27 protein-coding genes, 1 tRNA gene and 1 pseudogene are annotated in these 25,500 nt (G+C 63.6%); 14 read left to right on the top strand and 15 right to left on the bottom strand.

What is annotated here, in order from left to right; translation table 11 throughout:
• Nucleotides 1-6: 6 nt before the first annotated feature.
• From fliD to pbN1_RS04180, 4 genes are all read right to left on the bottom strand, one after another.
• Nucleotides 7-1,698 carry a flagellar filament capping protein FliD gene (gene fliD, locus pbN1_RS04200; protein WP_169203977.1) on the bottom strand — a complete coding sequence of 564 codons (1,692 nt, stop codon included), beginning with the start codon at nt 1,696-1,698 and terminating at the stop codon, nt 7-9.
• 32 nt (nt 1,699-1,730) lie between these two features.
• A complete protein-coding gene (locus tag pbN1_RS04195) occupies nt 1,731-2,105 on the bottom strand; it encodes a flagellar protein FlaG (RefSeq protein WP_169203978.1) in 375 nt (124 codons plus the stop codon).
• 74 nt (nt 2,106-2,179) lie between these two features.
• Nucleotides 2,180-4,288 carry a flagellin N-terminal helical domain-containing protein gene (locus pbN1_RS20925; protein WP_169203979.1) on the bottom strand — a complete coding sequence of 703 codons (2,109 nt, stop codon included), beginning with the start codon at nt 4,286-4,288 and terminating at the stop codon, nt 2,180-2,182.
• A 638-nt stretch (nt 4,289-4,926) separates the two neighbouring features.
• On the bottom strand, nt 4,927-5,556 hold the full coding sequence (locus pbN1_RS04180) for a hypothetical protein (RefSeq protein ID WP_169203980.1): 630 nt from the start codon (nt 5,554-5,556) through the stop codon (nt 4,927-4,929).
• A gap of 29 nt (nt 5,557-5,585) precedes the next feature.
• On the opposite strand from pbN1_RS04180, the pseudogene pbN1_RS20725 reads away from it, so the two are divergent.
• Nucleotides 5,586-5,654 (top strand): annotated as a pseudogene (locus pbN1_RS20725) (hypothetical protein); the annotation flags it as partial.
• 68 nt (nt 5,655-5,722) lie between these two features.
• Here pbN1_RS20725 and pbN1_RS04170 read toward each other — a convergent pair.
• The 3 genes from pbN1_RS04170 to pbN1_RS04160 form a co-directional block, all read right to left on the bottom strand.
• Nucleotides 5,723-6,244 (bottom strand): DUF4351 domain-containing protein, encoded by a 522-nt coding sequence (locus pbN1_RS04170; RefSeq protein WP_169203981.1) that lies wholly within the window; start codon nt 6,242-6,244, stop codon nt 5,723-5,725.
• 77 nt (nt 6,245-6,321) lie between these two features.
• Nucleotides 6,322-6,573, bottom strand: coding sequence for a DUF4351 domain-containing protein (locus pbN1_RS04165; protein ID WP_169116720.1), 252 nt, complete (start codon nt 6,571-6,573; stop codon nt 6,322-6,324).
• A 24-nt stretch (nt 6,574-6,597) separates the two neighbouring features.
• Nucleotides 6,598-7,587 (bottom strand): DUF4351 domain-containing protein, encoded by a 990-nt coding sequence (locus pbN1_RS04160; protein ID WP_169116721.1) that lies wholly within the window; start codon nt 7,585-7,587, stop codon nt 6,598-6,600.
• A 467-nt stretch (nt 7,588-8,054) separates the two neighbouring features.
• On the opposite strand from pbN1_RS04160, the gene pbN1_RS04155 reads away from it, so the two are divergent.
• Together pbN1_RS04155 and pbN1_RS04150 are read left to right on the top strand one after the other, a co-directional pair.
• Entirely contained in the window at nt 8,055-8,384 is a 330-nt protein-coding gene (locus pbN1_RS04155; protein WP_169116722.1) for a type II toxin-antitoxin system PrlF family antitoxin, read from the top strand.
• Nucleotides 8,381-8,887: a type II toxin-antitoxin system YhaV family toxin gene (locus pbN1_RS04150; protein ID WP_169201285.1), complete on the top strand. Its 507-nt coding sequence runs from the start codon at nt 8,381-8,383 to the stop codon at nt 8,885-8,887. Before pbN1_RS04155 ends, pbN1_RS04150 begins: the two co-directional genes overlap by 4 nt.
• A gap of 275 nt (nt 8,888-9,162) precedes the next feature.
• Here pbN1_RS04150 and pbN1_RS04140 read toward each other — a convergent pair whose 3' ends face one another.
• The 4 genes from pbN1_RS04140 to pbN1_RS04125 form a co-directional block, all read right to left on the bottom strand.
• On the bottom strand, nt 9,163-9,684 hold the full coding sequence (locus tag pbN1_RS04140; protein ID WP_169116724.1) for a DUF4351 domain-containing protein: 522 nt from the start codon (nt 9,682-9,684) through the stop codon (nt 9,163-9,165).
• A gap of 70 nt (nt 9,685-9,754) precedes the next feature.
• Entirely contained in the window at nt 9,755-10,720 is a 966-nt protein-coding gene (locus pbN1_RS04135; RefSeq protein WP_169201284.1) for a DUF4351 domain-containing protein, read from the bottom strand.
• 114 nt (nt 10,721-10,834) lie between these two features.
• Complete coding sequence (locus pbN1_RS04130) at nt 10,835-11,968, bottom strand: ATP-binding protein (RefSeq protein ID WP_169201283.1); 1,134 nt, start codon at nt 11,966-11,968, stop codon at nt 10,835-10,837.
• A gap of 468 nt (nt 11,969-12,436) precedes the next feature.
• Nucleotides 12,437-12,709 (bottom strand): type II toxin-antitoxin system ParD family antitoxin, encoded by a 273-nt coding sequence (locus tag pbN1_RS04125; RefSeq protein WP_169201282.1) that lies wholly within the window; start codon nt 12,707-12,709, stop codon nt 12,437-12,439.
• 128 nt (nt 12,710-12,837) lie between these two features.
• Here pbN1_RS04125 and pbN1_RS04120 point away from each other — a divergent pair, with 128 nt between their 5' ends.
• Entirely contained in the window at nt 12,838-13,056 is a 219-nt protein-coding gene (locus pbN1_RS04120) for a helix-turn-helix transcriptional regulator (RefSeq protein ID WP_169201281.1), read from the top strand.
• Between the two features lie 91 nt (nt 13,057-13,147).
• On the opposite strand, the gene pbN1_RS04115 is transcribed toward pbN1_RS04120, so the two are convergent.
• A tRNA-Ser gene (locus pbN1_RS04115) sits at nt 13,148-13,238 on the bottom strand.
• Between the two features lie 321 nt (nt 13,239-13,559).
• Between pbN1_RS04115 and pbN1_RS04110 the strand changes: the two genes are divergently transcribed.
• The 4 genes from pbN1_RS04110 (at nt 13,560) to pbN1_RS04095 (ending at nt 16,714) form a co-directional block, all read left to right on the top strand.
• Nucleotides 13,560-14,456 carry a transporter substrate-binding domain-containing protein gene (locus pbN1_RS04110; RefSeq protein ID WP_169201280.1) on the top strand — a complete coding sequence of 299 codons (897 nt, stop codon included), beginning with the start codon at nt 13,560-13,562 and terminating at the stop codon, nt 14,454-14,456.
• A gap of 91 nt (nt 14,457-14,547) precedes the next feature.
• A complete protein-coding gene (locus pbN1_RS04105) occupies nt 14,548-15,285 on the top strand; it encodes an amino acid ABC transporter permease (RefSeq protein ID WP_169116750.1) in 738 nt (245 codons plus the stop codon).
• Nucleotide 15,286: 1 nt separating this feature from the next.
• A complete protein-coding gene (locus pbN1_RS04100; RefSeq protein WP_169116751.1) occupies nt 15,287-15,967 on the top strand; it encodes an amino acid ABC transporter permease in 681 nt (226 codons plus the stop codon).
• Nucleotides 15,968-15,985: 18 nt separating this feature from the next.
• A complete protein-coding gene (locus pbN1_RS04095) occupies nt 15,986-16,714 on the top strand; it encodes an amino acid ABC transporter ATP-binding protein (protein ID WP_169201279.1) in 729 nt (242 codons plus the stop codon).
• Between the two features lie 24 nt (nt 16,715-16,738).
• Here the strand turns inward: pbN1_RS04095 and pbN1_RS04090 are convergent, their stop codons facing one another.
• Nucleotides 16,739-17,881 carry an HPP family protein gene (locus pbN1_RS04090; protein WP_169201278.1) on the bottom strand — a complete coding sequence of 381 codons (1,143 nt, stop codon included), beginning with the start codon at nt 17,879-17,881 and terminating at the stop codon, nt 16,739-16,741.
• A 282-nt stretch (nt 17,882-18,163) separates the two neighbouring features.
• Here pbN1_RS04090 and sdhC point away from each other — a divergent pair, with 282 nt between their 5' ends.
• From sdhC to pbN1_RS04070, 4 genes are all read left to right on the top strand, one after another.
• Nucleotides 18,164-18,550 (top strand): succinate dehydrogenase, cytochrome b556 subunit, encoded by a 387-nt coding sequence (gene sdhC, locus pbN1_RS04085; protein WP_169201277.1) that lies wholly within the window; start codon nt 18,164-18,166, stop codon nt 18,548-18,550.
• Nucleotides 18,547-18,891, top strand: a complete 345-nt coding sequence (sdhD, locus tag pbN1_RS04080) for a succinate dehydrogenase, hydrophobic membrane anchor protein (protein ID WP_169201276.1) — start codon at nt 18,547-18,549, stop codon at nt 18,889-18,891. Before sdhC ends, sdhD begins: the two co-directional genes overlap by 4 nt.
• Before the next feature lie 23 nt (nt 18,892-18,914).
• A complete protein-coding gene (locus pbN1_RS04075; protein ID WP_169201275.1) occupies nt 18,915-19,610 on the top strand; it encodes a succinate dehydrogenase iron-sulfur subunit in 696 nt (231 codons plus the stop codon).
• Between the two features lie 113 nt (nt 19,611-19,723).
• On the top strand, nt 19,724-20,392 hold the full coding sequence (locus pbN1_RS04070) for a Crp/Fnr family transcriptional regulator (RefSeq protein WP_244857159.1): 669 nt from the start codon (nt 19,724-19,726) through the stop codon (nt 20,390-20,392).
• A 28-nt stretch (nt 20,393-20,420) separates the two neighbouring features.
• On the opposite strand, the gene fdxA is transcribed toward pbN1_RS04070, so the two are convergent.
• Nucleotides 20,421-20,744: a ferredoxin FdxA gene (gene fdxA, locus pbN1_RS04065; RefSeq protein ID WP_169201273.1), complete on the bottom strand. Its 324-nt coding sequence runs from the start codon at nt 20,742-20,744 to the stop codon at nt 20,421-20,423.
• 229 nt (nt 20,745-20,973) lie between these two features.
• Between fdxA and pbN1_RS04060 the strand changes: the two genes are divergently transcribed.
• Nucleotides 20,974-21,564: a hemerythrin domain-containing protein gene (locus pbN1_RS04060; RefSeq protein ID WP_169201272.1), complete on the top strand. Its 591-nt coding sequence runs from the start codon at nt 20,974-20,976 to the stop codon at nt 21,562-21,564.
• A 91-nt stretch (nt 21,565-21,655) separates the two neighbouring features.
• On the opposite strand, the gene pbN1_RS04055 is transcribed toward pbN1_RS04060, so the two are convergent.
• Entirely contained in the window at nt 21,656-23,068 is a 1,413-nt protein-coding gene (locus pbN1_RS04055) for an aminotransferase-like domain-containing protein (RefSeq protein ID WP_169201271.1), read from the bottom strand.
• A 410-nt stretch (nt 23,069-23,478) separates the two neighbouring features.
• Here pbN1_RS04055 and nosZ point away from each other — a divergent pair, with 410 nt between their 5' ends.
• Nucleotides 23,479-25,422, top strand: coding sequence for a TAT-dependent nitrous-oxide reductase (gene nosZ, locus pbN1_RS04050; protein WP_169201270.1), 1,944 nt, complete (start codon nt 23,479-23,481; stop codon nt 25,420-25,422).
• Nucleotides 25,423-25,500 lie beyond the last annotated feature (78 nt).

The raw sequence follows: 25,500 nt of genomic DNA, 5'->3' as shown, positions 1-25,500 counted from the left end.
CCGTTCTTATGAATTCGACATGTTCGACAGATTGGCCAGCTGCTGCGTCAGGAAACTGCTGGTCTGCGACATCCGTCCCATCAGCGTGTCGAGGGCGGCGAACTGGGCGCGGTAGCGCTTCTCGGTCATTTCGAGCTTGCGATCGAGCGAAATGCGCTGTTTCCCGAGATCCGCAATGGAGGTTTGCAGGCCGCCGGTGCGCGAGCTGACGACCCCCTTCTCGCCCACCAGGCCGGTGATCAACTCCTTGAGCTGAAAGGCATAGCCGTGGGAGAAGCTGACCGTGCCGCGGGCGCCGGTGCTGCCGCCGTTGACCTGCACGCTCAGGCCTTCCATGTTCGTGCCGCTGGCGCCGGACAGCCGTGCGCCGGCGCCGCTTGCCACCGCGCCGCCGATCAGGCCACCGGCGTTGGTCCCCGAAGCCGGGAGGGTCGACACGCTTACCTCATAAACGCCGGGCTTGGTCTTGGATGACGAGCCGGCGAACGCGATCTGCGGGTCGCTCGCCTTGCCGCCGGCGGCGAAGAGCAGGCCTACGTCGGTGAAGTTGTCGGCGATCGCCTTCTGCAGCTTGCCTTCATCCACGCTCATGTTGCCGTCGCGGCCGATGGTGATGCCCACCTGACTGAGGTTCTTGTAAGCGCCGGTGAGATGCGGGATGGGCGTCGCCAGCGCCGTGCGCAGGTTGCGCTGGACGGTGAGCAGCGCGGTGTCGCCGAACAGCACGCCGCTGGCCTGGCCTGCCGAATAGGAGGAAAGCTCCTTGAAAGTGGCCTGCAGATCGTTGTACGCCTTGGCGAAGCCGGTCACGGCCGACTTGACGCTGGAAGTGTCCTTGGCCACGCTCAGCGTGCTCGAGCCGACCTTGGCGAGGTTGAGGGTGACGCCGGAAATGATGTCCGAAATGCTGTTGGAGTTCTTGACCACCTGCAGGCCGTCGACCTTCAGCCTCGCGTCCTGCGCGGTGACGGTTTCGCTCAGGCCCTGGCCGGCATCGTCGTCGGGATTGTGGCCGAGCAAGGCCTGCAGGCCGGCGTCGCCGCCGGAGATGCGCATGCTGTTTGTCGAGCCGGTCCCCTCCCCGCTCAGCACCAGGCGGTAGGGAGTGCCGCTGCCGTCGTTGATGATGCTGGCGCGCACGCCGATGGCGGCCTCGTTGATCGCGTCGCGGACGCCTTCGAGCGTGTTGTGGCCGGCGTCGATGGTCACGGTCTTCGGCGCGTCCGCGCCGGGCATGAACGAGGCGCCGGTGTATTTGCCGTCGGCACCGAGTACGCGCGGCGTGGCGCCGTCGTCGCCGACGGTGCCGAACTCGAAAGTGAGCGTGCCGGTGCCGATCGCGGTGTTCAGCGCGGCTTGGCCGGCGGTGGCGAGCTTTTGCGCCACTGCCAACTGCTGCACCTCGACCGTATAGCTGCCCGCCACCGCCGCCGTAGTGGCCGAGGCGGTAAGCACGTTGCTGTCGCCCGGCGTGGCCTTGACCACCTGGAAGCTCGAGAAGCTGGCCAGGCCGCTCAGCGACGACTGGAACGATGACAGCGACGACTTGAGGTTGCCGTAGGCGGAAATTTTCGCTTGGTAGGAAGCTTCCTTCTTGTTGATGGCGGTGAGCGGCTGCCGCTCGATCGCCATCAGCTTGGTGACGATGCCATCGACGTCGAGGTTGGACCCGACGCCCTGCGCCGTGATGGTTGCCATGGCTGTCCTCCCTTATCTCCCTTGCGCCCGCTTCATGCCTTGTCGCGCACCAGCAGGCCCTGCAGCCTGTCGAGCGCCTTGGCGATCTGCAATGCTTCTTCCGACGGGATCTGGCGGAGAACCTCGTCGGTTTCGCTGTCGATGAGCTTCACCACCGTGATACGGGTGTCTTCGTCCACGGAAAAGCTCAGGTTCGCTGCGTGCACGTGCACGACCTCGTTGATGGTGTCGAGCGCCTCGCGCAGCTCATCCGCGCCCACACTCGTAGCGGCCTGCGCCTGGGGTACGGCCGCCACGGCGCGCACGGCCGGCGTTTCGGCTGGGGGCGGAGTTCTTTCCGGCCGCGGGCCGGCGAGCGTTGCCGCTTGGGCGAGCAGCGGGTTGGTATTGACTGCCTGCAGATCCATTCCTGTCTCCCGAAGGCGAAAAACCCGGCCAGTGTGCACCGGCCGGGCAGTAACGGCTCAGAGGCCGGCGGGGTTTAACGCAGCAGCGACAGCACGCCGTTGGGCAGCTGGTTGGCTTGGGCGAGCATCGCGGTGCCGGCCTGCTGCAGGATCTGGGCGCGGGTCATGTTCGCCGTTTCGGCCGCGAAGTCGGCATCGACGATCCGCGAGCGCGCGGCGGTGATGTTCTCCGACGAGGTCTGCAGGCTGGAGACCACCGAGGAGAAGCGGTTCTGCACCGCACCCATCTGCGCACGCATCGTCGTGACCTTGCCGATGGCGTCGTCGATCCGCTTGATCGCTTCGTTGGCGTCGGCCTGGGTGGCGACGGAGAGTTTGCCGTTGTTGGCGGCTTCGGCGCCGCCCTGGGCGGTGAAGCCGAAAAGGTCCAGCGCCGTCGTCTTGTCTCCTGCAATCGTGATCGCCGATGCACTGGTTGCTTCCAGGGTCAGGACGCCGCGCGCGGCAATGGTGCCAGTGTTGGGAACCCCGCCGCCATCATCCACTTCGACTTTCGTGCCATTCGGCAGAAATGCATTCAGAATGCCCGCGGCTCCGGTTCCAGCAATGTCATTGTTGGCGACGAAGATGTCCTGTCCGCTTTCAGAGGTCAGCACTAGCATGCCGTTCTCGTCGGCCGAGGCGGTGATCCCTAATGTTTGAACCCCCGAATTGGTGTTGATCTCGGTGACGACCGCTCCAATATTCGCGCCCGAAATATCGGCGTCCACCCCATTGATGTTGATTGTGCCGCGGGGGGTGCCCGTGCCTGCGAAGTTCAGTTCAAGCTTGAGTTCGGTTCTCGCGGTCGCGCTTACGCCCGTCTGATCGGTGAGCGCGTTGATCGCGGCTGCCTTGTCCATCGCCGTCCCGCTGGCGGTTTTGCCGATCTCCACCCCATTGATTGTCAGTCGATCATCAACGGCCACTGTGTCAGGATCATAGGATCCTTGGGCGGTGTTCAGATCAGTGGTCGCCGACGTCATGCCGGCCCCTGCATTAGCCGCATCGGCGGTGATCAACAGTTCGCCCATCGCCTTGACGGAATTCGTTCCCGCAGTCTCATTGAAACCGAACTTCGACAAGGGATTCGTATCGTCGGCTGCAAGAGAGCTGACTGAACCTGACACCGAGATCTTCGAGCCGTCGTTGCTGGTCAGGCTGAGATAGCCTTCATAGTCTTCCGCGTCGATGCCGGATTTATCACTATTGGCGACTGTGATCTTTCCGCCGGTTTCGTTGGAAAGGACAAGCTGTCCGTCTTTCCCAAGGGAAGCCGTAACGCCAATGGCTTGCGAATTGATCTTTTCAACCAGATCGTTCATGTCTTTGGCGGTTATGGCAGCGGAGGTTGCAGTGGCAGAGCCGTCGGCTGTTTCGACCGTGATGGTCATGCCGGTGACGGCCCCCGTTGCTCCCTTGGTGCCCTCGACGCGGTTAAACGCAGTGGCCGTGACGCCGGTTTCGGCAGTCTTCTTGTTGATGGCGGTGACGTATTCTCCGATGCTGTCATCGGTCCCTGCGTCGTTGAAATCGATGCTAGTTCCGTTGATTTTCAACTGACTGTCATAAGCACCATCGGCGGTGATCCGACCGCTGGTGAGCCCGCCGACGCCGGTGGAGCTGCCGCCCAGGCGTAGCGACGAAGTCGACACTTCGCCCAGCGAGAAGGAGATGTTCTGGTCCGCGTTGGCGCCGACCTGAAAGGTACGCTTGCCCGCGCTGCCATCGAGCAGCTTGATGCCGTTGAACTCGGCCGCGCCGGAAATGCGGTCGATTTCTGAGGTGAGCTGATTGACTTCATCCTGGATCGCGGAGCGGTCGCTGGCGCTGTTGGTGTCGTTGGCCGACTGCACGGCGAGTTCCCGCATGCGCAGCAGGATGTTGCTGACTTCCTGCATGCCGCCTTCGGCCGTCTGCGACATCGACACCGCGTCGTTGGCATTGCGCACGGCCTGGTTCATGCCCTTGATCTGCCCGTTCATGCGCTCGGAAATCGCGAGGCCGGCGGCGTCGTCCTTGGCGCTGTTGATGCGCAAGCCGGAAGACAGGCGCTGCAGCGACGTGGTCAGCGACGACTGTGACTTGGTTAGGCTGTTCTGCGAATTCAGCGACGCGATGTTGGTGTTGATCATCTGGGCCATGATGAGACTCCTAAGAGAGGACTTCGGTTATCCCGGCGTCGTGCCCTGATTGCATCCTGGTCGGGGCGGTTCGTGTGCCGTTGAAGCCATTAACGGAGGGCCGCTGTGAAACTTTAGGAGATTTGGAGGCGGTTGCTTCTGCGCGGCCGTCAGGCTCCAACCCGCCGCCAGACGAGCGAAGACAGAAGGTGCGAGTAGAGGGCGGGCGGGCCGTAAACCGTTCGGCAACACGCGGCCCCTCTTTATCGACGGCGCGTGACAGGCTCAAACCAGCTGTCGCGGGCCGGGCCGGATTCCGCCTGTGGGACGAGCGGCTAGAGGCCGAGGGTTCTGTGTGGCTACCTTCCGGCGCCGGCCGGGCGATGTGCGTGCTGTGGGTAAAGTAGCCAGGGCGGCTGCTCAGGAGCAATGCAGGCACTCATCTCCTGCAATGGCGCTTGCCGCGAAATCGCTCACTGCGGAATGCGTGGCCGGCCTGCTCTTGGTGCGCTTCGAGCAGGTGCTGCGTGTGCCAGCGTCGCCACCATGGCATCCCTCACGCAGGCACCTTGGCAAACAGCGTGGCGCAGGCGCCAAAACGCCGCCGATCGGAGCCGGACGCAGAGGCTGGACGGGCAATCTCAAAGGCTCTTTTCGGGTCAGGCTTCACTTGGCTCGGTCCCGAAAAGAATGACCCCGAGTGCTTGCCGATTTAGTGAACCGGCAACGGGAGCGCGGCCGGGAAATGCGTAAGCCATGAAGCTCGGTTTCTTCTCCTGAATGAAATTAATCAGCCGTTCTTGATGTTCCGATTGCATCTTCTCGCTTAACTTGTCCGCTTGGGAATTGGTCAACGTTGGCACTACGAACGTGACGGCAATCTTCCGATCGAATCTGTCACCTGACTCAACGGAACGGGCAGCATCGGCAACTGACTTCTCAGCGGCTTTGGTCAAGCGGGTTGTGGAAGTAGACGTGAGGGCTATGCGAAGAAACTTCGCCTCGATCTCGTGGTGCCGTTTGTCTCGCCATATTCGTAAATCGGATCGACCTTGGTAAACCTCTTCGCTGTCCTTTGACGAATACTTCTCAGAGCGGCATTCTTCCAGAGCGATCCAGCCATTGGCCGTCGCTGCCGCTGCGAGAAGACCGACATTGGTTCTCTCTTTGTACGAATAGACGGAGTGTTTCTCTACAGTGACTCGGTGGATTCGCTCTACGAGGAATACCCACTGTTCAAGAAGTTCACGCCAGTAACCATAGCGTCGTTGAGTTATTACGTTTCGCATTGAGTACCTTTTGAGGCTTAAGGTGGAAAATGGGGAGAAATGGGGGACACAAGGCCACGAACGTGACGCTCGGCAAATCGCTGCTGGCCGAAGCGAAGTCGTTGAACATCAACATTTCGCAGGCGGCGGAAGCCGGAGTACACCCCCCGGCTTCGAAGGCGGCGCTTCACCTTCCGACGAACACGTCGTCGAGCTTGCGGGCGTTGTCGATCTGCTCCGCCCACCATTCGAGTTGCTCGACCGGGGCATTTCCCAGACGTTCAGCGACCTCCGTCGGGATCGGCCCGAAACCGCGAGTGAGCAGGCGGCTGAGGACGCTGCGGGTGCCTTCGGTCCGGCCCTGGTGAAACCCGTCCCGGAACCCTTTCCGAAATCCCTCCCTATGCGACTTCAGAAGTTCTTCCTGAAATCCTTCTTGCGGCACCCGATTGAAAGGGAGGCGCTCGACGCTGGTGGTGTACCCCACTTCTCCGTAATCCAGCGCATCCGGGTCCAACAAATCATCGAGCGTGCGCGCATCGAACAACCGATCCAGCCAGAGTTCGAGTTGCTCGCGCTTCGCCTGCGCGACACGCTCCGCAGCAGCCGGCGGGAGCGGCCCGAAACGGCGAGTAAGGAGATACTGGATCGCTTCCCGCTTGCCTTCGACGCGCCCGATGCGCTCAATGCTGGTGATGTACTTCGCCATGGGGTCCTTCGATAGCCGGGAATGTAGCGCTGCTTCCGAGCAGGCCGCGAACGACGTGAGCTCGCGTGATCTCGCTGTCAATTCCCGACGAACAAATCGTCGAGCGTGCGCGCGTCGAGCAGTCGATCCAGCCACAGTTCGAGCTGCTCGCCCGTTGCCTTCTCGAGACGCTCCGCAACGGCCGGCGGCAGCGGCCCGAAGCGGCGAGTAAGGAGACGTTCGAGCGCCCCCCGCTCGCCTTTGATCAGCCCTTCCTCCAATCCTTCCTCCAGCCCTTCCCGCTTGCCGCGTTCGAGGGCGAGGCGTTCGACGCTGGTGACGTATTTCACTTTGCGTTCTCCTTCCCGCGGGAATCAGTTCTCCACGAAGACGTCCTCAAGCGTGCGCGCATCGAGCACGCGCTCGGCCCATACTTCGAGCTGATCCGTCGTGGCACGGGCAAGGCGCTCGGTGACGGGTTTCGGCAGCGGCCCGAAGCGGCGTGCGAGCAGGCGGCCGAGCAGCGCGCTTCCGCCTTCGGCGCGGCCTTTCTCACGACCTTCCTCACGACCTTCCTCACGACCTTCCTCTAGCCCTTCCCGCTTGCCGCGTTCGAGGGCGAGGCGTTCGACGCTGGTGACGTATTTCACTTTGCGTTCTCCTTCAATGGTTTCGATATCGTGCCACAGTTTGGTTTCGAGCTCTTTGGGTAGGCGCATCATCCAGTCGAGCACGCCGAAGAATTCGAGGATGCGCTGCTTGTTCCAGTCGCGCTCGTAGAGCAGCCGGACCAAGCGGCGCTTGGCCTCGAAGCGGTTTTGCGGGTCGTGGCGCGTGCGGGCGGTGTGGAGGTGGGCGGCGGTGACGAGGGCGAAAGGGTTCGGGTCGGCGAGGAGCGCGTCGGCGCGGGAATCGAAATCGGTGAGCTTGGCGACGGGGAAGTCGAGCGCGTGGCGGCAGCCGAAGAGCTCGAAGCCGTAGCGCGCCGGGCGCCAGCGCGGATCGTCGTCGGCGAGCACGGCGAGGCTCGCGACGGGGCGGTCGTAGCGGTCGAAGATGCGGTAGTTGTAGACGAACATGCGCTTTTCAAAACCGCTGTCGCGGCGGCCCTGGATCTCGATGTGGATATAGACCCAGTCCTCGCGGCCGTCCTGGTCGTGCACGCGCACGAGCTTGTCGACATGGCGGCGGCCGAGTTCGGCGTCGCGCACGACCTGGCGCAGTTCCTGGTCGAGAAAGTCGTGCCCGCGCGACCAGTCAATGCGGCGGCCGGCGTCGGGAAAGTAGAAAGCGATGAATTCGGGAAAAGCGTGTTCGACGGCGCTTTTCCACGGGCTGTCGTAGTCGTCGGCGGGGAGGGCCATGGGGGCTTTCGCGATGAAAGGCGATTATGTTAAACCAATAGACAGAAAGCGTCGCCACGATGTAACGCGCTGCTGGTGCGATTCATGCACATGTAAGCCAACATTCGTACATCTCTCATCAGAGAATTGCCATGAGAACGATCGCAACGAAGGGATCGGCGCGCAAGGGCACCGGGTTCCGAGCACGCTTCCATAATCAATTTGACTTCCCATTCTCAGCGACGTCATGTTCCCTGTTCCCGACACAAACAGTTGCATGGAGGGCAGACATGACGAAGAGGTTGAGGGCGGAGGTTCGGCGGACATCGGTCGGACCTGGTGGTCAGCGTTCGATACGCCCCCTGGTAGCCAGTCGCCCTCCGAAACTCCGAACAGGATGGCAGCAACCGCAGACAATGCATATGCATTGACCAGACAAGGTGGTTGCATTACCATGCAAGGCATCCATCCTTTGACCGGAGAGCGCCATGCCTGCCACCCTCGACGTCGAATCCACGTTGACCGACCGTTATCAAACCACGGTGCCGGAAACCGTGCGTCGCGCCCTGCGGCTGGGCAAGCGCGACAAGATTCACTACAGCATCCGCCCCAGTGGCGAGGTGGTGCTGACCCGCGCTGCAAGCCACGAAGGTGACGACCCGGTGCTCGGGCAGTTCCTGGGCTTTCTGGCCCGCGACATTGCCAGCCATCCCGAGCGCCTGCAGGCGGTGGATGCGGGCCTTGTCCAACGGCTCCAGTCGCTGGTCGGTGGCATCGAGGTCGATCTTGATGCTGCCCTGTCAGCAGACGATGAATGAGCACGGGCAAGCACGCGCCCCTGGTCATTCACGGCTGGACGATCTTTGCCCACCCGCTATTCCTCGCACAGATTGAAGCGCTGGCGCATCAGGTCGAGGCCTTGAAACAGAAAGATCCGACCGGGTACAACAAGAAGAACGCCAGCAAGCGCCTTGCGGCGATCACCAAGCTCGCTTTCGACGTCGTCCCGCAAGACCCGGCCCGTCCTGAATACCGCCAAGGCGGCACCCTTGGCGACGATCACAAGCACTGGTTCCGGGCGAAATTCTTCCAGCAGTACCGGCTCTTCTTCCGGTACCACGCGCCCAGCAAGGTGATCGTGTTCGCGTGGGTCAACGACGAGGATACCAAGCGCGCCTATGAGAGCAGCGACGACGCCTACCGGGTGTTTCGCAAGATGCTGGAAAGCGGCCATCCGCCGGATGACTGGAACCAGTTGCTGGCCGAGGCCCGGGCCGAGGGGGAGCGCTTGCAGCGGTTCGCCGCTGGCGTCACGCCGTAAGGCTTGGCTTCTGCGGCGAGCAGCGTTGTCATGGGGTCATCAGTCTTGGAGAAGAAGAGGCGCTACCCCGTGATGACCGGAAGCAGGTTGCCGGCCGATGGAAGGTCGGCCTGAAAACCTTGCGACGCTGGCGTTCCGACAACGAAGGGATCGGCGCGCCAGGGCACGAACGTGACGCTCGGCGAATCGCTGCTGGCCGAAGCGAAGTCGTTGAACATCAACATTTCGCAGGCGGCGGAAGCCGGAGTATCCCCCCCGGCTTCGAAGGCGGCGCTTCACCTTCCGACGAACACGTCGTCGAGCTTGCGGGCGTTGTCGATCTGCTCCGCCCACCATTCGAGTTGCTCGACCGGGGCATTTCCCAGACGTTCAGCGACCTCCGTCGGGAGCGGCCCGAAACCGCGAGTGAGCAGGCGGCTGAGGACGCTGCGGGTGCCTTCGGTCCGGCCCTGGTGAAACCCGTCCAGGAACCCTTTCCGAAATCCCTCCCGATGCGATTTCAGAAGTTCTTCCTGAAATCCTTCTTGCAGCACCCGATTGAAGGAGAGGCGCTCGACGCTGGTGGTGTACCTCATTTCTCCGTAATCCAGCGAATCCGGGTCCAACAAATCATCGAGCGTGCGCGCATCGAACAACCGATCCAGCCAGAGTTCGAGTTGCTCGCGCTTCGCCTGCGCGACACGCTCCGCAGCAGCCGGCGGCAGCGGCCCGAAGCGGCGAGTAAGGAGATACTGGATCGCTTCCCGCTTGCCTTCGACGCGCCCGATGCGCTCAATGCTGGTGATGTACTTCGCCATGGGGTTGTCCTTCGATGGTCGGGAATGTCGTGCTGCTCCCGAGCAGGCCGCGAACGACGTGATCTCGCTGTCAATTCCCGACGAACAAATCGTCGAGCGTGCGCGCGTCGAGCAGTCGATCCAGCCACAGTTCGAGCTGCTCGCCCGTTGCCTTCTCGAGACGCTCCGCAACGGCCGGCGGCAGCGGCCCGAAGCGGCGAGTGAGGAGACGTTCGAGCGCCCCCCGCTCGCCTTTGATCAGCCCTTCCTCCAATCCTTCCTCCAGCCCTTGCCGCTTGCCGCGTTCGAGGGCGAGGCGTTCGACGCTGGTGACGTATTTCACTTTGCGTTCTCCTTCAATGGTTTCGATATCGTGCCACAGTTTGGTTTCGAGCTCTTTGGGTAGGCGCATCATCCAGTCGAGCACGCCGAAGAATTCGAGGATGCGCTGCTTGTTCCAGTCGCGCTCGTAGAGCAGCCGGACGAGGCGGCGCTTGGCCTCGAAGCGGTTTTGCGGGTCGTGGCGCGTGCGGGCGGTGTGGAGGTGGGCGGCGGTGACGAGGGCGAAAGGGTTCGGGTCGGCGAGGAGCGCGTCGGCGCGGGAATCGAAATCGGTGAGCTTGGCGACGGGGAAATCGAGCGCGTGGCGGCAGCCGAAGAGCTCGAAGCCGTAGCGCGCCGGGCGCCAGTGCGGGTCGTCGTCGGCGAGCACGGCGAGGCTCGCGACGGGGCGGTCGTAGCGGTCGAAGATGCGGTAGTTGTAGACGAACATGCGCTTTTCAAAACCGCTGTCGCGGCGGCCCTGGATCTCGATGTGGATATAGACCCAGTCCTCGCGGCCGTCGTGGTCGTGCACGCGCACGAGCTTGTCGGCATGGCGGCGGCCGAGTTCGGCGTCGCGCACGACCTGGCGCAGTTCCTGGTCGAGAAAGTCGTGGCCGCGCGACCAGTCGATGCGGCGGTCGGCGTCGGGAAAGTAGAAAGCGATGAATTCGGGAAAAGCGTGTTCGACGGCGCTTTTCCACGGGCTGTCGTAGTCGTCGGCGGGGGAGGCCATCGCAAGGCTCCGGGGGAAGGAGCCGAATATGTTAATGGCAAAACAGGATCTTCTTGTCGCCGGCGGGGAAGTATGTGCGGATGAGTTCGTGCTGCAGGCGGACCACCGCAGTGTTCAGGCAGCCAGTCCAGCCAGCCAGGGCGCAGCCCGGACCACCTCGGTGCGCCCGCGCAGTTCCTCCTGCCTGAGTTCGCGCACCAGTTGCACCGCCCGGGCGTCGGGAAAACGCTCGGCGAAGCCGACAAGCGCGCGATGGGGCGTGGTGTCGGCGAGCTTGCATTCGATGAGTTGGGTCAGGCGATTCTCCTCCGACAGGGCGAAGTCGACTTCGGCGCCGTCCTTCGTTCGAATGTAATGCAGCCCGACGTTCATGCCCTGCGTGTCGTGGAGGAAGTCGACGTGCTTGCGCAGCATCGTGGCGACGGCGTTCTCGTAGCGCACGCCGTCGTCGCCACGGACGAGGCCGGTGTCGAAGAAGTAGACCTTGGGCGTTTGCAGGATGGCGCGGGCGACATTGTGGTGCCACGGCTGGACGGTGAAGACGATGAAGAGGGCCTGGAGGATATCGAGGTAACGCTTGAGGGTGGCAGGCGAGACCGCCAGGTCGCGCGCGATCGACGCCAGCGAGAGCGGTGAGGCGACGCGCTCGCGCAGCAACTCGACGAAGATGCGCATGGTGTTGATTTCGTGGATGCGGGAGAACTCCACCACGTCTTCGCGGATGAGGTCGGTGAAGTACTGCTGTCGCCAGCGGTTGGCATCCACCGGATCGTCCGCGAGGCAGGGTTCCGGAAAGCCGCCGCGCGCGATCAGGCGGTCGAGGGCCGCGTCGGGGGAGTCACCGCACATCTCGCACCACTCGCGTACCGAAATCGGGTGCAGGCGTAGCGCGAAGTAGCGGCCAGCGAGCGATTCTCCACTCTGGCGGAAGGTTTCCATGCGGGCGCTGCCGGTGACGAGGAGGGCTTGTTCCGGCGGCTTGCCATCGACGATGCCTTTCAGCCAGTTCTTCCAGTCGGGCATCTTGTGGATTTCGTCAAGTACCAGCAGGCGCGCACGTGGGCTCCAGCTTTGCCGCTGCAGGATGGCCCGGTCAGCGGCGACGTCCCAGTTCAGATACTGAGCGGACGGGAAGGTCTGCATCAACTGACGCGCGAGGGTCGTCTTGCCCACCTGCCGGGGACCGGTAAGCACGACCGCCTTGCTTTGCAGATCTTTGGAAACCTGTTCATCGAGATAGCGCTTCATGGCGACCATCTTATCGACTGATGCATAAAAGTCGCGACTTTTTTGCAATATGCCGAAATTAGGTCGGAGTGGACGCGATGGCTGGATGTTCGACACAGGCCGTCCACGACCGCCGTTCCGCAGCCGCGTAGCCCGGATGCAGCGCAGCGGAATCCGGGAACGGCCGACATCGGTGCGCCGAGGGCTTCCCCGGATTCCGGCCTGCGGCCTTCATCCGGGCTACGGGGAGGCGGGACCTCCTCATCCATGCATGGCTTACGTTCATTGCTTGAAGGCGATCACCGAAATGCAGCGCTGGACCATGGGCGCAATCTTCGCCGGCATGGCCGCCGTTGCCGCCATCATCAAACTCGTTTGAGTGGTGACAGAGCGGCCTTGGCCTCGATCTCGTCTTTCAGGCGCTGCGCGGCGTCGCCGCCACAAGGGTGCAATTTGAAATCCGACCCCTTGCCGATGGGGGAGAACCCACTACACCGATTTCCGGGCGGCCAACACAGCGCGTCCCCGTTCCTTGATTTCGGCCATGCTGACCCCGCGCACCCGCCCCGCTTCGATGTCGCTGACACCTTGGGCGATGTCCGTCTTCAAAGCGGCCAGGCTGGCGGCCTGGACGCCTTGGTAGGCCTCGAACAGGCGCAGGGCTTCGCGGATGACCTCACTGGCGGAGCTGTAGAGACCAGACTCGACGTGTTGGCGAACGCGGTTTTCCAGTTCTGGGGGAAGAGAAACGTTCAAGGACATGGCAGGCTCCGAATGAATGTCAGTTTTTGACATTCTATGACACTTTCAGTTGCGGCAGCGCAGACCTACTTCCTCACTTCAAGGTTTATCTGCCGTCGCCTTCGACGGTTCAACCTATGGAGGAAACCATGAGCGAGCCTGAATTCTGGACCCAAAAACAACTGTCTGAACACTGGCAAATATCAATGCACACGTTAGAACGGTGGCGCAGCGAAGGCATCGGACCAATTTTCCTGAAGATGCAGGGCCAGGTGCGATATCGGCTATCCGATATCCTTGCCTTTGAACAGGAAGCTCTCCGCAAGAGCACGTCGGAACCATACGTAGCCAGCGGCAAGCAGCGCTGATATGAAAAACCCTCAGTCGCTTCGCTGGTTCCTTCGGATACCTGCGAACCGCTGAGGGTTCTTACGGGCCAATGATGGCCATTTCGAATCTTGGCGGAGAGGGCGGGATTCGAACCCGCGTTGGGATATTATCCCAAACACGCTTTCCAGGCGTGCGACTTAAACCACTCATCCACCTCTCCGTGGAAGGCGCGCATTGTAGCAGAAAGCGATGCGGCCGGAAGCCCCGCTTTCTGTGGTGCCGCGCCGCTGTCCCGCAGGGGGAACACCGTCCTTTCGGGAGTCCGCTGGCCGCGTCAGACCTTGTTGGCGTCGGCCTGCGGCGCAGTCCCGCTGGCCGGCCGGGCCCGCATGCATACTTGCAAACGAGTGGGTCGAGTACACCGGGATATCTCGTGCGGGACCGTTGGTCTAGGATGGCAACAGGAAATGTCACGTCCGTGCGCTTCCGTTGCCTTACGCGGCGAGAATTCGTCGATCCCGAACCAAGACTGGAGGTATTCATGCACAAGTCCCTCACCGTCATTGCGCTATGTCTGTCTGCGGCCGGTATGGTCGCGCCCGCTCACGCACAGTCGAGCGGCACGCTGCAGAAGATCAAGGATACGGGCACCATCACCGTCGGACACCGCGAGTCGTCGGTGCCGTTTTCCTACCTCGATGCCAACCAGAAGCCGATCGGTTATGCGATGGACCTGTGTGCAAAGGTCGTCGACGCCGTCAAGACCGAACTGAAGATGCCGAACCTGCAGGTCAATTACCAGGCGGTGACCTCGCAGAATCGCATTCCGCTGATGCAGAACGGCACGATCGACATCGAGTGCGGCTCGACGACGAACAGCGTCGCGCGCCAGCAGCAGGTGGGCTTCAGCGTCGCGTATTTCATCACCAGTGTGCGCATGGGGGTGCGCAAGGATTCCGGCGTCAAGGACATCGGCGACCTCGACGGCAAGCCGGTCGTGACGACGACGGGCACGACGTCCGACCAGCTGATCAAGCAGAACGAGAAAGGCAAGACGATCAACGTGCGCAACATCTACGGCAAGGACCACGCCGACTCGTTCCTGATGGTCGAGAGCGGGCGCGCCGCGGCGTTCGTCATGGACGACATCCTGCTCGCCGGCCTGATCGCCAGTTCGAAGAATCCGGCCGCGTTCGAGATCGTCGGACCATCGCTGCGTGATGAGCCGTACGGCGTGATGGTGCGCAAGGACGACGCGCCGTTCAAGGCGATCGTCGACAAGACGCTGGTCGGCCTGATGAAGTCGGGCGAGGCCGAAAAGCTCTACACCAAATGGTTCATGAACCCGATTCCGCCGCGCAACGTGAACCTGAACTTCCAGATGAGCCCGGTGCTCAAGGCCGCGTTCGAGACGCCGACGGACAAGGGCGTCGAATAAGCTGCAGGGCAGCCGGGTGGCGTCGCGCCCGGCTGCTTCCCTTTTCGTCGGGCTTCGCCGCCTGCCGTCGCGGCAAATCGGGGGAATTGCGATGGACTATCACTGGGACTGGCTGTTCTTCTTCCGCGAGACCGACGACGGTCTCAAGTACTACGACTGGATACTGTCCGGGCTGGGCTGGACGACGCTGGTGTCGCTGGCCTCGCTCGCGCTGGCGCTGGCGCTCGGCTCGGCCCTCGGGGTCATGCGCACGACGCCGAAGCGCTGGCTCGTCGCGATCGGCGATGCCTACGTCGATGTGTTCCGCAACATTCCGCTGATCGTCCAGCTTTTCATGTGGTTCTTCGTCGTCCCCGAGCTGGTGCCGGACAGGCTCGGGATGTGGATGAAGCAGGACCTGCCGTATGTCGTGATCGCGGTCGTTGGCCTCGGTTTGTACACCGCCGCGCGCATCGCCGAGCAGGTCAAGGCGGGCATCAACTCGTTGTCCCGCGGGCAGCGTAATGCCGGGCTCGCGCTCGGCCTGACCGAATGGCAGACCTACCGCCATGTGCGCCTGCCGATGGCCTACCGCATCGTGTTGCCGGCGATGACCTCGGAGGCGATGAACATCTTCAAGAATTCCGCCGTGACCTACGCCGTCGGCATCCTGGAGCTGTACTTCCAGTACAAGCAGATCATCGAGAAGACCTCGCAGGTGCTCGAGATCACGATCGTCGTGACGCTGGCGTATTTCGCGCTCGCGTTCCTGATGAACCGCCTCCTCGCGTTCATCGAGCGGCGTACCCGGGTACCGGGGCTGATCGTCGGCGGCAAGGGGAGCAACTGAGATGAGCGATTTCGACTTTTCGGTCATCCTCGAGAACTGGGGTTTTCTCGCCCAGGGGCTGCGCTATACCGTGCAGGTCACTATCACGGCGATGCTCGGCGGCATCCTGATCGGCACGGTGCTGGCGCTGATGCGCCTGTCGTCGCTCCCGCCGTTGCAGTGGTTCGCCGCCGGCTACGTGAACATCTTCCGCAGCGTGCCGCTGGTGCAGGTGATCCTCGCGTTCTACCTGATCCTGCCGATGGTGCTGCAGATGATCACTGGAAAACAGATGCCGATCGGAGCGGCGAATTCGGCCTATTTCACCTTCACCGTGTTCGAGGCCGCGTATTACTCCGAGATCATGCGTTCGGGCATCCAGTCGGTGCCGCGCGGGCAGGTTGCGGCGGGCTATGCGATGGGCTTCACGTACGGCCAGACGATGCGGCTGGTGGTGCTGCCGCAGGCTTTCCGCAACATGCTGCCGGTGCTGCTGACGCAGACGATCATCCTGTTCCAGGACGTATCGCTCGTGTATGCGATCGGCGCGACCGATTTCTTCGGCGCGGCCGACAAGATCACGCAGCGCGACCTGCGTCCGGTGGAGATGTACACCACCGTCGCGGTGGTCTATTTCGTCATCTGCTTCACCCTTTCGCGCCTCGTGAAGTTGCTGCAGTCGCGCATCGCCATCATTCGTTGACCCTCCGGAGTTTCGAACGTGATCGAGATCAAGAACGTCTCAAAATGGTACGGCAGCTTCCAGGTGCTGACGGACTGCACGACGAACGTGAAGAAGAGCGAAGTGGTCGTCGTGTGCGGCCCGTCGGGCTCGGGCAAGTCGACGCTGATCAAGTGCGTGAACGCGCTCGAACCGTTCCAGAAAGGCAGCATCGTCGTCAATGGCGTCGCCGTCGAGAATCCGAAGACGAATCTGCCGAAGCTGCGCGCGCAGGTCGGCATGGTGTTCCAGAACTTCGAGCTGTTCCCGCACATGACGATCACCGACAACCTGACGATCGCGCAGATCAAGGTGCTCGGCCGCAGTCGCGATGAGGCCGTCGACAAGGGGCTGAGGCTGCTCGATCGCGTCGGCCTGAAGGCGCAGGCGACGAAGTATCCCGGCCAGCTCTCGGGCGGCCAGCAGCAGCGCGTCGCGATCGCACGGGCGCTCGCGATGGATCCGATCTGCATGCTGTTCGACGAGCCGACTTCGGCCCTCGACCCGGAGATGATCAACGAGGTGCTCGACGTGATGGTCCAGCTCGCGCACGAAGGCATGACGATGATGTGCGTCACGCACGAGATGGGCTTCGCGCGCAAGGTGGCGCACCGCGTGATCTTCATGGATCGCGGCGCGATCGTCGAGGACGCGGCCAAGGATGACTTCTTCGGCCAGCCGCGCTCCGAGCGCGCGCAGACCTTCCTCGCGAAGATCCTGCACCACTGACTGATCCGCGCCGTGGGGAGCGGTTCAGGCGGCCAGCGCGAGGTCGGTTTTCTCGGGCTCGTCGAGGCGGGTCCGGACGAGTGCGGCGACGAGATCGGACTGCGTCAACATGCCGACCACGTTGCGGTGTTCATCGACCACCGGCACGTGATGCAGGCCGCCATCGGAAAAGAGCTTTGCCAGTTCGAGGATCGGCTGGTCCGGGCGGGCCGTGACGACGTCGCGCGACATCAGCTCGCCAATGAACATGGTGCCGACCAGTTCGCGGCGAATGAAGAAATCGTGCAGCGAGACGATGCCGACCAGCAGCCGCTGCTCGCCGGCGACAACCGGAATCGCCTTGATCTTGTGTCTCGCCAGCAGCGCCCAGGTCTCGCCGATCGATGCCTGCGTCCCGACGGTGACGACGTCCTCGGACATGATGTCGCCGCAGCGGACCTCGCCGAAGCGGCGGCGGAAAGCGCGTGCTTCGGCTGCAGCGAGGATTTCGCCGAGATCCTTGCTGCTGATATCGAGCAGTTCGCCGCGCGCATCGAGCGCTTCGTTCAGGTCCGCGAGGGTGACGCCGACCCGGGCGCTCGGCAGCGGGTCCGCCGTGAGGTGAGGGTTCGCCTGCTCCTGCGAGCGATGCGGGTAACGGCGTCCGAGGGCGACGTTGAAGGCGACCGCGAACAGCGCGAGGCACAGCGAATCCACCGCGACCGGCCAGAACGCGAATTGGTAGCCCAGGTCCACGACCGCCGGGCCGCCGAGTACCGCGGTCAGCGCGACCGCGCCGCCGGGCGGGTGCAGGCACCGCAGCTGGAACATGATGACCAGCGCCAGCCCGACGGCGACCGCCGCGGCGAATCCGGGATTGCCGATCAGTTTGGCGCAGGTGATGCCGACGAGCGCCGAGATCACGTTTCCGCCGATCACCGACCACGGCTGCGCGAGCGGACTCGACGGCATCGCGAACAGCAGCACTGCCGATGCCCCCATCGGGGCGATGAACCACGGGTTCGTCTCGCCGAGCATCTGCCGGCTGATCCACTCGGTGCACATCAGGCCGAGCAGGGCGCCGATGCAGCCGAAGATCCGCTCGCGCCTGCTGACGTGATGCGCGTCGGGAATGAAGGCGCGTAGCCATGAGCGCAGCCGGCCCAGCTGCTTAAAACCGAAATTCAAGATGCGTCCCCTTTTGTTCCCGCCCGTTCTGGGCTGTTTTTCGGCCGACTGGCGCGGCTTCATGCGACCTGCCCGGGAGCACCCGCCCACGTTGGGTGACTGGTGCAGCATTCATTATAGGGAAGAGTGGTTAAAGGTGCATCTTTGTTGACTCTTTAAAACCAGAGCCTACTATTCGTTGTGACCGTGCGCATTTGCGCTGCATTCGTGGAGGTGCGGGTCGCCGCCGAGGCGAACTGCGGTTGTGAGGACGAGTCCACTCAGCCCCCTGCGGAGGCGAATATGCGAACACCGCCCGGAAGCGCCACGAAGTTCCTCAACCTGTCGCAGATCCGCTTTCCGATCGGCGCGATCGCGTCGATCGGGCACCGCATCTCGGGCGTGCTGCTGCTCATCACGCTGCCGCTTCTCGCGCTCGCGCTCGACCGGTCGCTGCGCAGCGAAGCCGAATTCGAAGCGCTGCGCGATCTGGTGTCGGCGCCGGGGCGCGCGCTGCTCCTCGTCGTGGTCGTGTGGGCCGCGTCGCATCACGTGCTCGCAGGCCTGCGCCACCTGCTGATGGATGTCGGCATCGGCAGCCGTCTCGACCAGGCGCGGAGCAGCGCGTGGGCCGCGATCGTCGCGGCGGCGCTGATCGCGCTCGCCGTCGCGGCGAGGTGGCTGTCATGAGACTGTTCCTCGGGCAAAGGGCGTGGATGCTGCAGCGCGCGACGGCGGTCGTGCTGCTGGTCTTTCTCGCGGCGGCTGCGGCGATGCTGCTGGTCGGTCCGCCGCTCAGCTATGAACGCTGGCACGAACTGGCGACAAGTCCGCACGGCGCGGTGCTGATCGTCGTGCTTTTCGCGGCGCTGGCCCTGCACGGCTGGATCGGCATCCGCGACATCGTGCTCGACTACATTCACTCGCCGGCCGTGCGCCTGCCGCTGCTGGGGTTGATCGCACTGGTCCTGATCGCGATCGTGATCCGCGTCGCGCTGACGATGGCCGCGCATTTCACCACCCCCGGATGAGCGCCGGCGGCGAGGAGGAAGACATGCGAATCAGCATCTACCGCTTCAACCCCGAAACCGACGCGAAGCCGCGCATGCAGGACTACGACGTCACGCCGGAAGCGGGCGACAAGAAGCTGCTCGATGCGCTGATGCGGCTCAAGACGATCGACGACAGCCTGTCGTTCCGGCGTTCGTGCCGTGAAGGCGTGTGCGGTTCGGACGCGATGAACATCAACGGCCGCAACGGCCTGGCGTGCCTGACGTCGCTGGCCGGGTTGAAGGAGCCGGTGGTGCTGCGCCCGCTGCCGGGTTTTCCGGTGATTCGCGACCTGATCGTCGATATGACGCAGTTCTTCGCGCACTACCACGCAATCAAGCCCTACCTGATCAACAACGAACTGGCGCCCGAGCGCGAGCGCCTGCAGACGCCCGCAGAGCGCGACCGTCTGAACGGGCTCTACGAATGCATCCTGTGCGCCTGCTGCAGCGCGTTCTGTCCGTCGTACTGGTGGAACCCGGACAAGTTCATCGGTCCCGCAGGGCTGCTGCAGGCTTACCGCTTCATCTCCGACAGCCGCGACACGGCGACCGCCGAGCGGCTGGCCTATCTGGATGACGTGTACCGCCTGTACCGCTGCCGCACGATCATGAATTGCACCGAGGTCTGCCCGAAAGGCCTCAGCCCGTCGCACGCGATCGAGCGCATCCGGCTCGCGCTGGTGCGCGAATCGTCCTGAACCGACGCCCGTTCGTTGCTGTTCGCAGGAGCATGATGGGTCACGCACCGCCACTGGCCACGCCGCAGCCGAGACCGGGAGACGCCCGCGCTCCGGCCGACCGGATGGCTGCGATGGAGCTGTTCTCGACCCTGGAGCCCGGCGATCTCGCGCGCCTCGCCCGGGGCGCGCGCCATCGTCGCCTCGCGTCCGGCGAGCCGCTGTGGCTCACTGGTGAGCGCGCCGCACATTTCGCGGTCATCGAAGCGGGGATCGTCCAGATCCGGCAGACGACGCCGACCGGGGACGGCGTCGTCGTCGGCCTGTTCCGCACGGGTGAGGCGGTCGGGCTCGCCGCGGCGCTCGAACACGGCCTGTTTCCCGCCGACGCGATCGCGATCGGCGGCGCGGTCGATGTCCTGTCGATCCGTGCAGACGTGCTGCGGGAGGCCCTCGAGACTTCGGTCGCGGTCGGCCTCGCCGTCAACCGGGCGCTGCTCCAGCATACGGCCGCGCTGCGTGCGAAGATCGACATCGTCAGCGCGGGCTCGGTGCCGCGGCGCCTGGCGGCATTGATGATCTACCTGATCGAGCGCTTCGGCCGGCCAGCGGGCTCGGGCTCGGACGCTGTCGCGGTCGAGGTGAATCTGACCCGCGAGGAAATCAGCCAGCTCGTGAGCGCGCGGGTCGAGACCGTCATCCGCATCCTCAGCCGGTGGCAGAAAGCCGGCTGGCTGACGAGCCGGCCTGGCGGGATGGAGATCACGCGCGCCGACATGCTGCGGCGGATCCTCGACACGTAGCGGCAATCCACCGCGCAGCCGGGGCCGGTCAGCGTTCCAGGAACTTGAGCTTGTCCTTCACCGTCGCCCACATCCCCGCGTCCGCCGGCGCGGGCTTGACCTCGACGATCGGCTTCCACTCCTTCGCCAGCTCTTCGTTCAGCGCGATGAACTGCCGCTGGTCGTCCGGCACGTCGTCGTCGGCATAGATCGCGTCCACCGGGCATTCGGCCACGCACAGCGTGCAGTCGATGCATTCCTCCGGGTCGATGACGAGGAAATTGGGGCCTTCGCGGAAAGCGTCGGTCGGGCAGACGTCGACGCAATCGGTGTGTTTGCACTTGATGCAGGCCTCGGTGACCACGTAAGTCATGATTTTTCTCCTCTCGTTGGGGGCCGGCCCGCCGCAACGCGGGCAGTGGCCGAAAGATGCCGGGGGTTCGGCACAAGCGCAGATTAGGGCAGGGCGGCACCCGGCTGAATGACAAAAGTCATTTCGGCGGTGCGGACGCGTGCTTAGCATGAAATCGTGCAGTGGAGTCCCGTCCCCGGCAGTGAGGGCAGGCGGGATGTCGAGAACGAACCCAACATCGGAGGCTGTCATGCCCGCACATATCACGAAGTGGAAAGCCGAGCACGCGAATTACCGCAAGCTGCTCGACCTGCTTGAAACCCAGACCGAACTGTTCGCCCGCGGCGAGCAGCCGGATTACGAGCTCATGTCGGACGTCGTCTACTACATCACGCAGTACCCCGACCGCTTCCATCATCCGCGCGAGGACGTCGCGTTCGGGATGCTCCTTGCCCACGATCCGTCCGCCCGGGACGTCGTTGACGAACTGGCCGGCCAGCACCGGCAAATCGAGGCAAGCGGTGCGACGCTGGCTGCGGATCTGGCCGCTGCGGCTGCCGGAGCGATGATGTCGCGCGCCACGCTCGTCGGCGACGTGTGTCGCTACGTCGCGTTCCTGCGCAGCCACATGGACAAGGAGGAGCGCGAGATTTTCCCCCGGCTCGCCGCTTCCCTGCAAAAGAAAGACTGGTTCCTCGTCGATTCGGCGATCCATTTCAGCGCCGATCCGCTCTTTGGCGACGCCGTGCAGGAACGGTTCAGGGCGATCCAGCGGCAGATCGCCGGCCAGGTCGGCTGCGGATGCGCTGACCTCACCGAGAAGGCGTGCTGCCTCGAATGAAACTGGCGCGCCCGCTGTTCCCGGGCGTGAAACGGGCTGTCCCCGCCCGCTGCGCACCAAGCCCGGTTTCGAGGCGCGCAGCAGGGTCGGCTCAGGTCAGTCCGGTGATCATCCTGCCGAGCGTCGCCATCGCGTTCTCGTGCTCGTCGGACCACGGATGGCCGAAGTTCAGCCGGATGCAGTTGCGGTATTCGCGCTTGGCCGAGAAGATCGGCCCTGGAGCGATGCTGATTCCGTGCTCCTGCGCCATCCGGTGCAGCGCGAGCGAGTCGGCCTGCGGCGGCAGTTCGACCCACACGAAATAGCCGCCGCGTGGCCGGGCGAGCCGCGTGCCGGCCGGGAAGTGGCGTTCGATCGCCGCAGTCATCTTCGTCTCCTGCCCTTCGAGCGTCGAGCGCAGCCGGCGCAGATGCGTGTCGAAGGCGCCGCGCCGCAGGAAATCCGCGAGCGCGATCTGTACCGGAATCGTCGTCGCGAGGCTGGTCGAAATCTTCAGTCGCTGGATCTTCTGCGCGAATCGCCCGGCGGCGACCCAGCCGACACGGTAGCCGGGCGCGAGGCTCTTCGAGAAACTCGACACGTGGAGCACGAGCCCACTGGTGTCGAGCGATTTCGCCGCGAGCGGCGCCTGCTTGCCGAAGTACAGTTCCGCGTAGGTGTCGTCCTCGATCAGCGGCACGTCGTGCCGGCGCAACAGTTCGACCAGTGCGCGACGGGTGTCGTCCTGCGCCAGCGCGCCCAGCGGATTCTGGAAGTTCAGCATCAGCAGGCAGGCTTTGACCGGGTGGTGGCGCAGTGCGTCGGCGAGCGCGGCGAGGCTGACGCCTTCGCGCGGATGCGTCGGGATCTCGATGACGCGCAGCCCGAGCCGCTCGATCGCCTGCAGCCCGGCGTAGAAGGTCGGCGATTCGACCGCGACGAGGTCGCCCGGACGCGTGACCGCCTGCAGGCACAGGTTCAGCGCCTCCATCGCGCCCGATGTGATGACGATCTCGCTCGGTTGCACCGGAACACCGCTGGTCAGGTAGCGCAGCGCGATCTGGCGCAGCAATTCCTCGTTGCCCGGCGGCAGGTCGGTGACCGTCGACAACGGGTCCATGTGGCGCGCGGCGGCGGCGAGATAGCGCCCCAGCTTCGCCAACGGGTACAGATGAGGGCTCGCGAAGCTCGATCCGAACGGGACCACTGCCGGGTCCTTCACCGATTCGAGGATCTCGAAAATGAAGTCGCTGACATTCAGTTCGGTCGCGTGGCCGACGGGGCGCGTGAGCTGCGGCTCGGGCAGCGGCTGGCGCAGGCGCGGACGCACGAAATAGCCGGACTTCGGCCGCGCCTCGATCAGCCCGCGGCTCTCGAGCTGGTAATAGGCCTTCAGCACTGTCGAGGGGCTCAGGTGTTGCGACCGGCACGCCTGGCGCACCGAAGGCAGCCGCTCCCCGGCGCGCAGCACGCCGTCGCGGATACGCTGTTCGATGTCCAGCGTCAGGCGGTCATAAAGATTCATCGCGATCCATCGTCTTCTCCGTGCCCGCTCATGTGTCCGATTCCGGCACCGGTCCGACGGCATTGCAATCTACCGGTCCAGGATCGCGCGCGCCTTGACTTGGCTCGTGTTCATCCGGTCTGAAGATCGTGCGTCGGCTGGCGTCGATCGGCTTTCCCCGGCGCGCTGTGTCGGGTGAGGCCGCGATCACGCTGTGCCGCACGAATATGTTCCCTTCTGTAACCGCCACCAAGGCATGGTGGAAAGGAAAATCACGGCCGCCGGTCTTCGGTCGCTGCGGCTTTCCTCCCGCCGAAAGGGCCGATCGACTGCCTTCGCAGCAGCCGAGCCATGCAGCGCCGCCTCCCGCAGTTTCGCCCGCGCAGCCGGTCGACAAATACCGATCACTCTTGAGAACGGAGCCAGGCAACATGATTCAGGACTACACAATACCGCTCGACGATCAGCCCCATGCCGGTCGTCGGCGATTTCTGAACAGGGCCGCCTTTGCCGGTCTGGCGGGCGCAGGCCTGTCGGTCGGCCTGGCGGCGTGCAAGCAGGACGGGGCGGCAACGGCGGCGCCGGCCGCGACACCGGCAGCCGCGACCCCTGCCGCCCACGGCGGGGAGTACACCGTCGCCCCTGGACAACTCGACACCTATTACATGTTTTCCAGCGCCGGCCATGCCGGCGACGTGCGTGTCTTCGGCCTGCCGTCGGGCCGCGAGTTCAAGCGCATCCCGGTGTTCAACACCGACTGTATGGTCGGCTGGGGAATAACGAACGAGTCGAAGGCGATCATCGGCACGAACCCGGATGGTTCCGTGAAGTACGACACCGGCGACACCCACCACCTGCACCCGTCCTACACCGACGGCACCTACGATGGCAAATACCTGTTCGTAAACGACAAGATCAACTGCCGCCTTGCGCGTGTCCGCCTGGACACCATGGAATGCGACCGGATTACGCAGCTGCCGAACATTCAGGGCTTCCACGGCACCTTCCCGGACAAGCGCGATCCGGTCGACAGTTCGATCAACCACACCACCCGCGTGTTCTGCGGCTCGGAATTCTCGATTCCGCTGCCCAATCTCGGCAAAGGGCTCGATGACGAAGCCGCGTACCGCTCGCTCTTCACCTGCGTCGATGCGGAATCGATGGAAGTGCGCTGGCAAGTGCTGATCGACGGGAACTGCGAGCTGGTGGCGACTTCGTACGACGGAAAGCTGGCCGCCACAACCCAGTACAACACCGAGATGGCGACGAAGTACGAGGAGATGATGTCGCTCGAATGGGACACGTGCCTGTTCTTCAACGTCGCCCGCATCGAAGAGGCGGTGAAGGCGGGCAAAGTGCGCTATTACGGCGACTCGAAGGTGCCGGTCGTCGATGGCACGAAGGCCGCCAACGCGGAGCCGAAGTCGGCGCTGACCTGCTACGTGCCGATCCCGAAAAACCCGCACGGCGTCAACATCAGTCCGGACGGCAAGTACTACGCCTGCGCAGGCAAGCTCTCGCCGTCGGCAAGTCTGATCGCGCACGAACTCGTGTTGAAGTGGTTCGACGGCGAGCTGAAGGAGCCGCGCGAGGCCGTCGTGGCCGAACCGGAAATCGGCCTCGGCCCGCTGCATACCGCGTTCGACAACCGCGGTAATGCCTACACGACGCTGTTCCTCGATAGCCAGATGGTGAAATGGAGCATCGAGGGCGCGATCAAGGCTTACCAGGGCGACAAGAACGCCCCCGTCGTGCTCGACCGCCTCGACGTACATTACCAGCCCGGCCACGGCTTCACGTCGATGGGCGAAACGCGCGAGTGCGACGGCAGATTCCTGGTGTCGGACAACAAGTTCTCGAAGGACCGGTTCCTTCCGGTCGGCCCGCTGCATCCCGAAACGTCCCAGCTGATCGACATCAGCGGCGCCAAGATGACGCTCGTGCACGACAACCCGGTGGCGTCCGAACCGCACGACTCGATCATCATCCGGCGCGACATCATCAAGCCGCTGCAGATCTATAACCTCGATGACTTTCCGAACGCGGTGCGGGACGCCAAGGAATCCGGCGTCTTCCGGGACGGCAGGAAGGTCACCGTGAAGCTTGTCAGCCAGGCCCCCGCTTTCAGTCTGCGCGAATTCAGGGTGAAGAAAGGGGATGAAGTCACGATCATCCTCACGAACCTCGACAAGGTCGAAGATCTGACCCACGGCTTCGCAATCCAGCGGCACAACATCAATTTCATTGTGAATCCGCAGGAAACCAAGTCCGTGACCTTCAAAGTCGACAGACCCGGAATCTACTGGTGCTACTGCACGCACTTCTGCCATGCGCTGCACATGGAAATGCGCACACGCATGATCGTCGAGGCCTGAACGGCATTCCAGCATGTCTCGCCCGCACTCGAAGCATCCGGCACGCCATCACGCCGGAAAGCGGGATGGGGATGCCGG

The sequence above is a fragment of the Aromatoleum bremense genome, assembly GCF_017894365.1.
Taxonomy (GTDB): Bacteria; Pseudomonadota; Gammaproteobacteria; order Burkholderiales; family Rhodocyclaceae; genus Aromatoleum; species Aromatoleum bremense.
This window is presented reverse-complemented; position numbering and strand designations above follow the sequence as displayed.

Excerpts from the sequence above, each read along its gene's own strand:
- nosZ (WP_169201270.1), top strand. The coding sequence starts at position 23,479 with ATGATTCAGGACTACACAATACCGCTCGACGATCAGCCCCATGCCGGT.
- pbN1_RS04120 (WP_169201281.1), top strand. The coding sequence starts at position 12,838 with ATGAGCGAGCCTGAATTCTGGACCCAAAAACAACTGTCTGAACACTGG.
- pbN1_RS04105 (WP_169116750.1), top strand. The coding sequence starts at position 14,548 with ATGGACTATCACTGGGACTGGCTGTTCTTCTTCCGCGAGACCGACGAC.
- pbN1_RS04170 (WP_169203981.1), bottom strand. The coding sequence starts at position 6,244 with ATGGCGAAGTACATCACCAGCATTGAGCGCATCGGGCGCGTCGAAGGC.
- pbN1_RS04140 (WP_169116724.1), bottom strand. The coding sequence starts at position 9,684 with ATGGCGAAGTACATCACCAGCATTGAGCGCATCGGGCGCGTCGAAGGC.
- pbN1_RS04155 (WP_169116722.1), top strand. The coding sequence starts at position 8,055 with ATGCCTGCCACCCTCGACGTCGAATCCACGTTGACCGACCGTTATCAA.
- pbN1_RS04150 (WP_169201285.1), top strand. The coding sequence starts at position 8,381 with ATGAGCACGGGCAAGCACGCGCCCCTGGTCATTCACGGCTGGACGATC.
- pbN1_RS04110 (WP_169201280.1), top strand. The coding sequence starts at position 13,560 with ATGCACAAGTCCCTCACCGTCATTGCGCTATGTCTGTCTGCGGCCGGT.
- fliD (WP_169203977.1), bottom strand. The coding sequence starts at position 1,698 with ATGGCAACCATCACGGCGCAGGGCGTCGGGTCCAACCTCGACGTCGAT.
- pbN1_RS04055 (WP_169201271.1), bottom strand. The coding sequence starts at position 23,068 with ATGAATCTTTATGACCGCCTGACGCTGGACATCGAACAGCGTATCCGC.
- pbN1_RS20925 (WP_169203979.1), bottom strand. The coding sequence starts at position 4,288 with ATGGCCCAGATGATCAACACCAACATCGCGTCGCTGAATTCGCAGAAC.
- pbN1_RS04070 (WP_244857159.1), top strand. The coding sequence starts at position 19,724 with ATGGAGCTGTTCTCGACCCTGGAGCCCGGCGATCTCGCGCGCCTCGCC.
- pbN1_RS04135 (WP_169201284.1), bottom strand. The coding sequence starts at position 10,720 with ATGGCCTCCCCCGCCGACGACTACGACAGCCCGTGGAAAAGCGCCGTC.
- pbN1_RS04060 (WP_169201272.1), top strand. The coding sequence starts at position 20,974 with ATGCCCGCACATATCACGAAGTGGAAAGCCGAGCACGCGAATTACCGC.
- fdxA (WP_169201273.1), bottom strand. The coding sequence starts at position 20,744 with ATGACTTACGTGGTCACCGAGGCCTGCATCAAGTGCAAACACACCGAT.
- pbN1_RS04180 (WP_169203980.1), bottom strand. The coding sequence starts at position 5,556 with ATGCGAAACGTAATAACTCAACGACGCTATGGTTACTGGCGTGAACTT.
- sdhC (WP_169201277.1), top strand. The coding sequence starts at position 18,164 with ATGCGAACACCGCCCGGAAGCGCCACGAAGTTCCTCAACCTGTCGCAG.
- pbN1_RS04195 (WP_169203978.1), bottom strand. The coding sequence starts at position 2,105 with ATGGATCTGCAGGCAGTCAATACCAACCCGCTGCTCGCCCAAGCGGCA.
- sdhD (WP_169201276.1), top strand. The coding sequence starts at position 18,547 with ATGAGACTGTTCCTCGGGCAAAGGGCGTGGATGCTGCAGCGCGCGACG.
- pbN1_RS04160 (WP_169116721.1), bottom strand. The coding sequence starts at position 7,587 with ATGGCCCTCCCCGCCGACGACTACGACAGCCCGTGGAAAAGCGCCGTC.
- pbN1_RS04075 (WP_169201275.1), top strand. The coding sequence starts at position 18,915 with ATGCGAATCAGCATCTACCGCTTCAACCCCGAAACCGACGCGAAGCCG.
- pbN1_RS04130 (WP_169201283.1), bottom strand. The coding sequence starts at position 11,968 with ATGAAGCGCTATCTCGATGAACAGGTTTCCAAAGATCTGCAAAGCAAG.
- pbN1_RS04125 (WP_169201282.1), bottom strand. The coding sequence starts at position 12,709 with ATGTCCTTGAACGTTTCTCTTCCCCCAGAACTGGAAAACCGCGTTCGC.
- pbN1_RS04100 (WP_169116751.1), top strand. The coding sequence starts at position 15,287 with ATGAGCGATTTCGACTTTTCGGTCATCCTCGAGAACTGGGGTTTTCTC.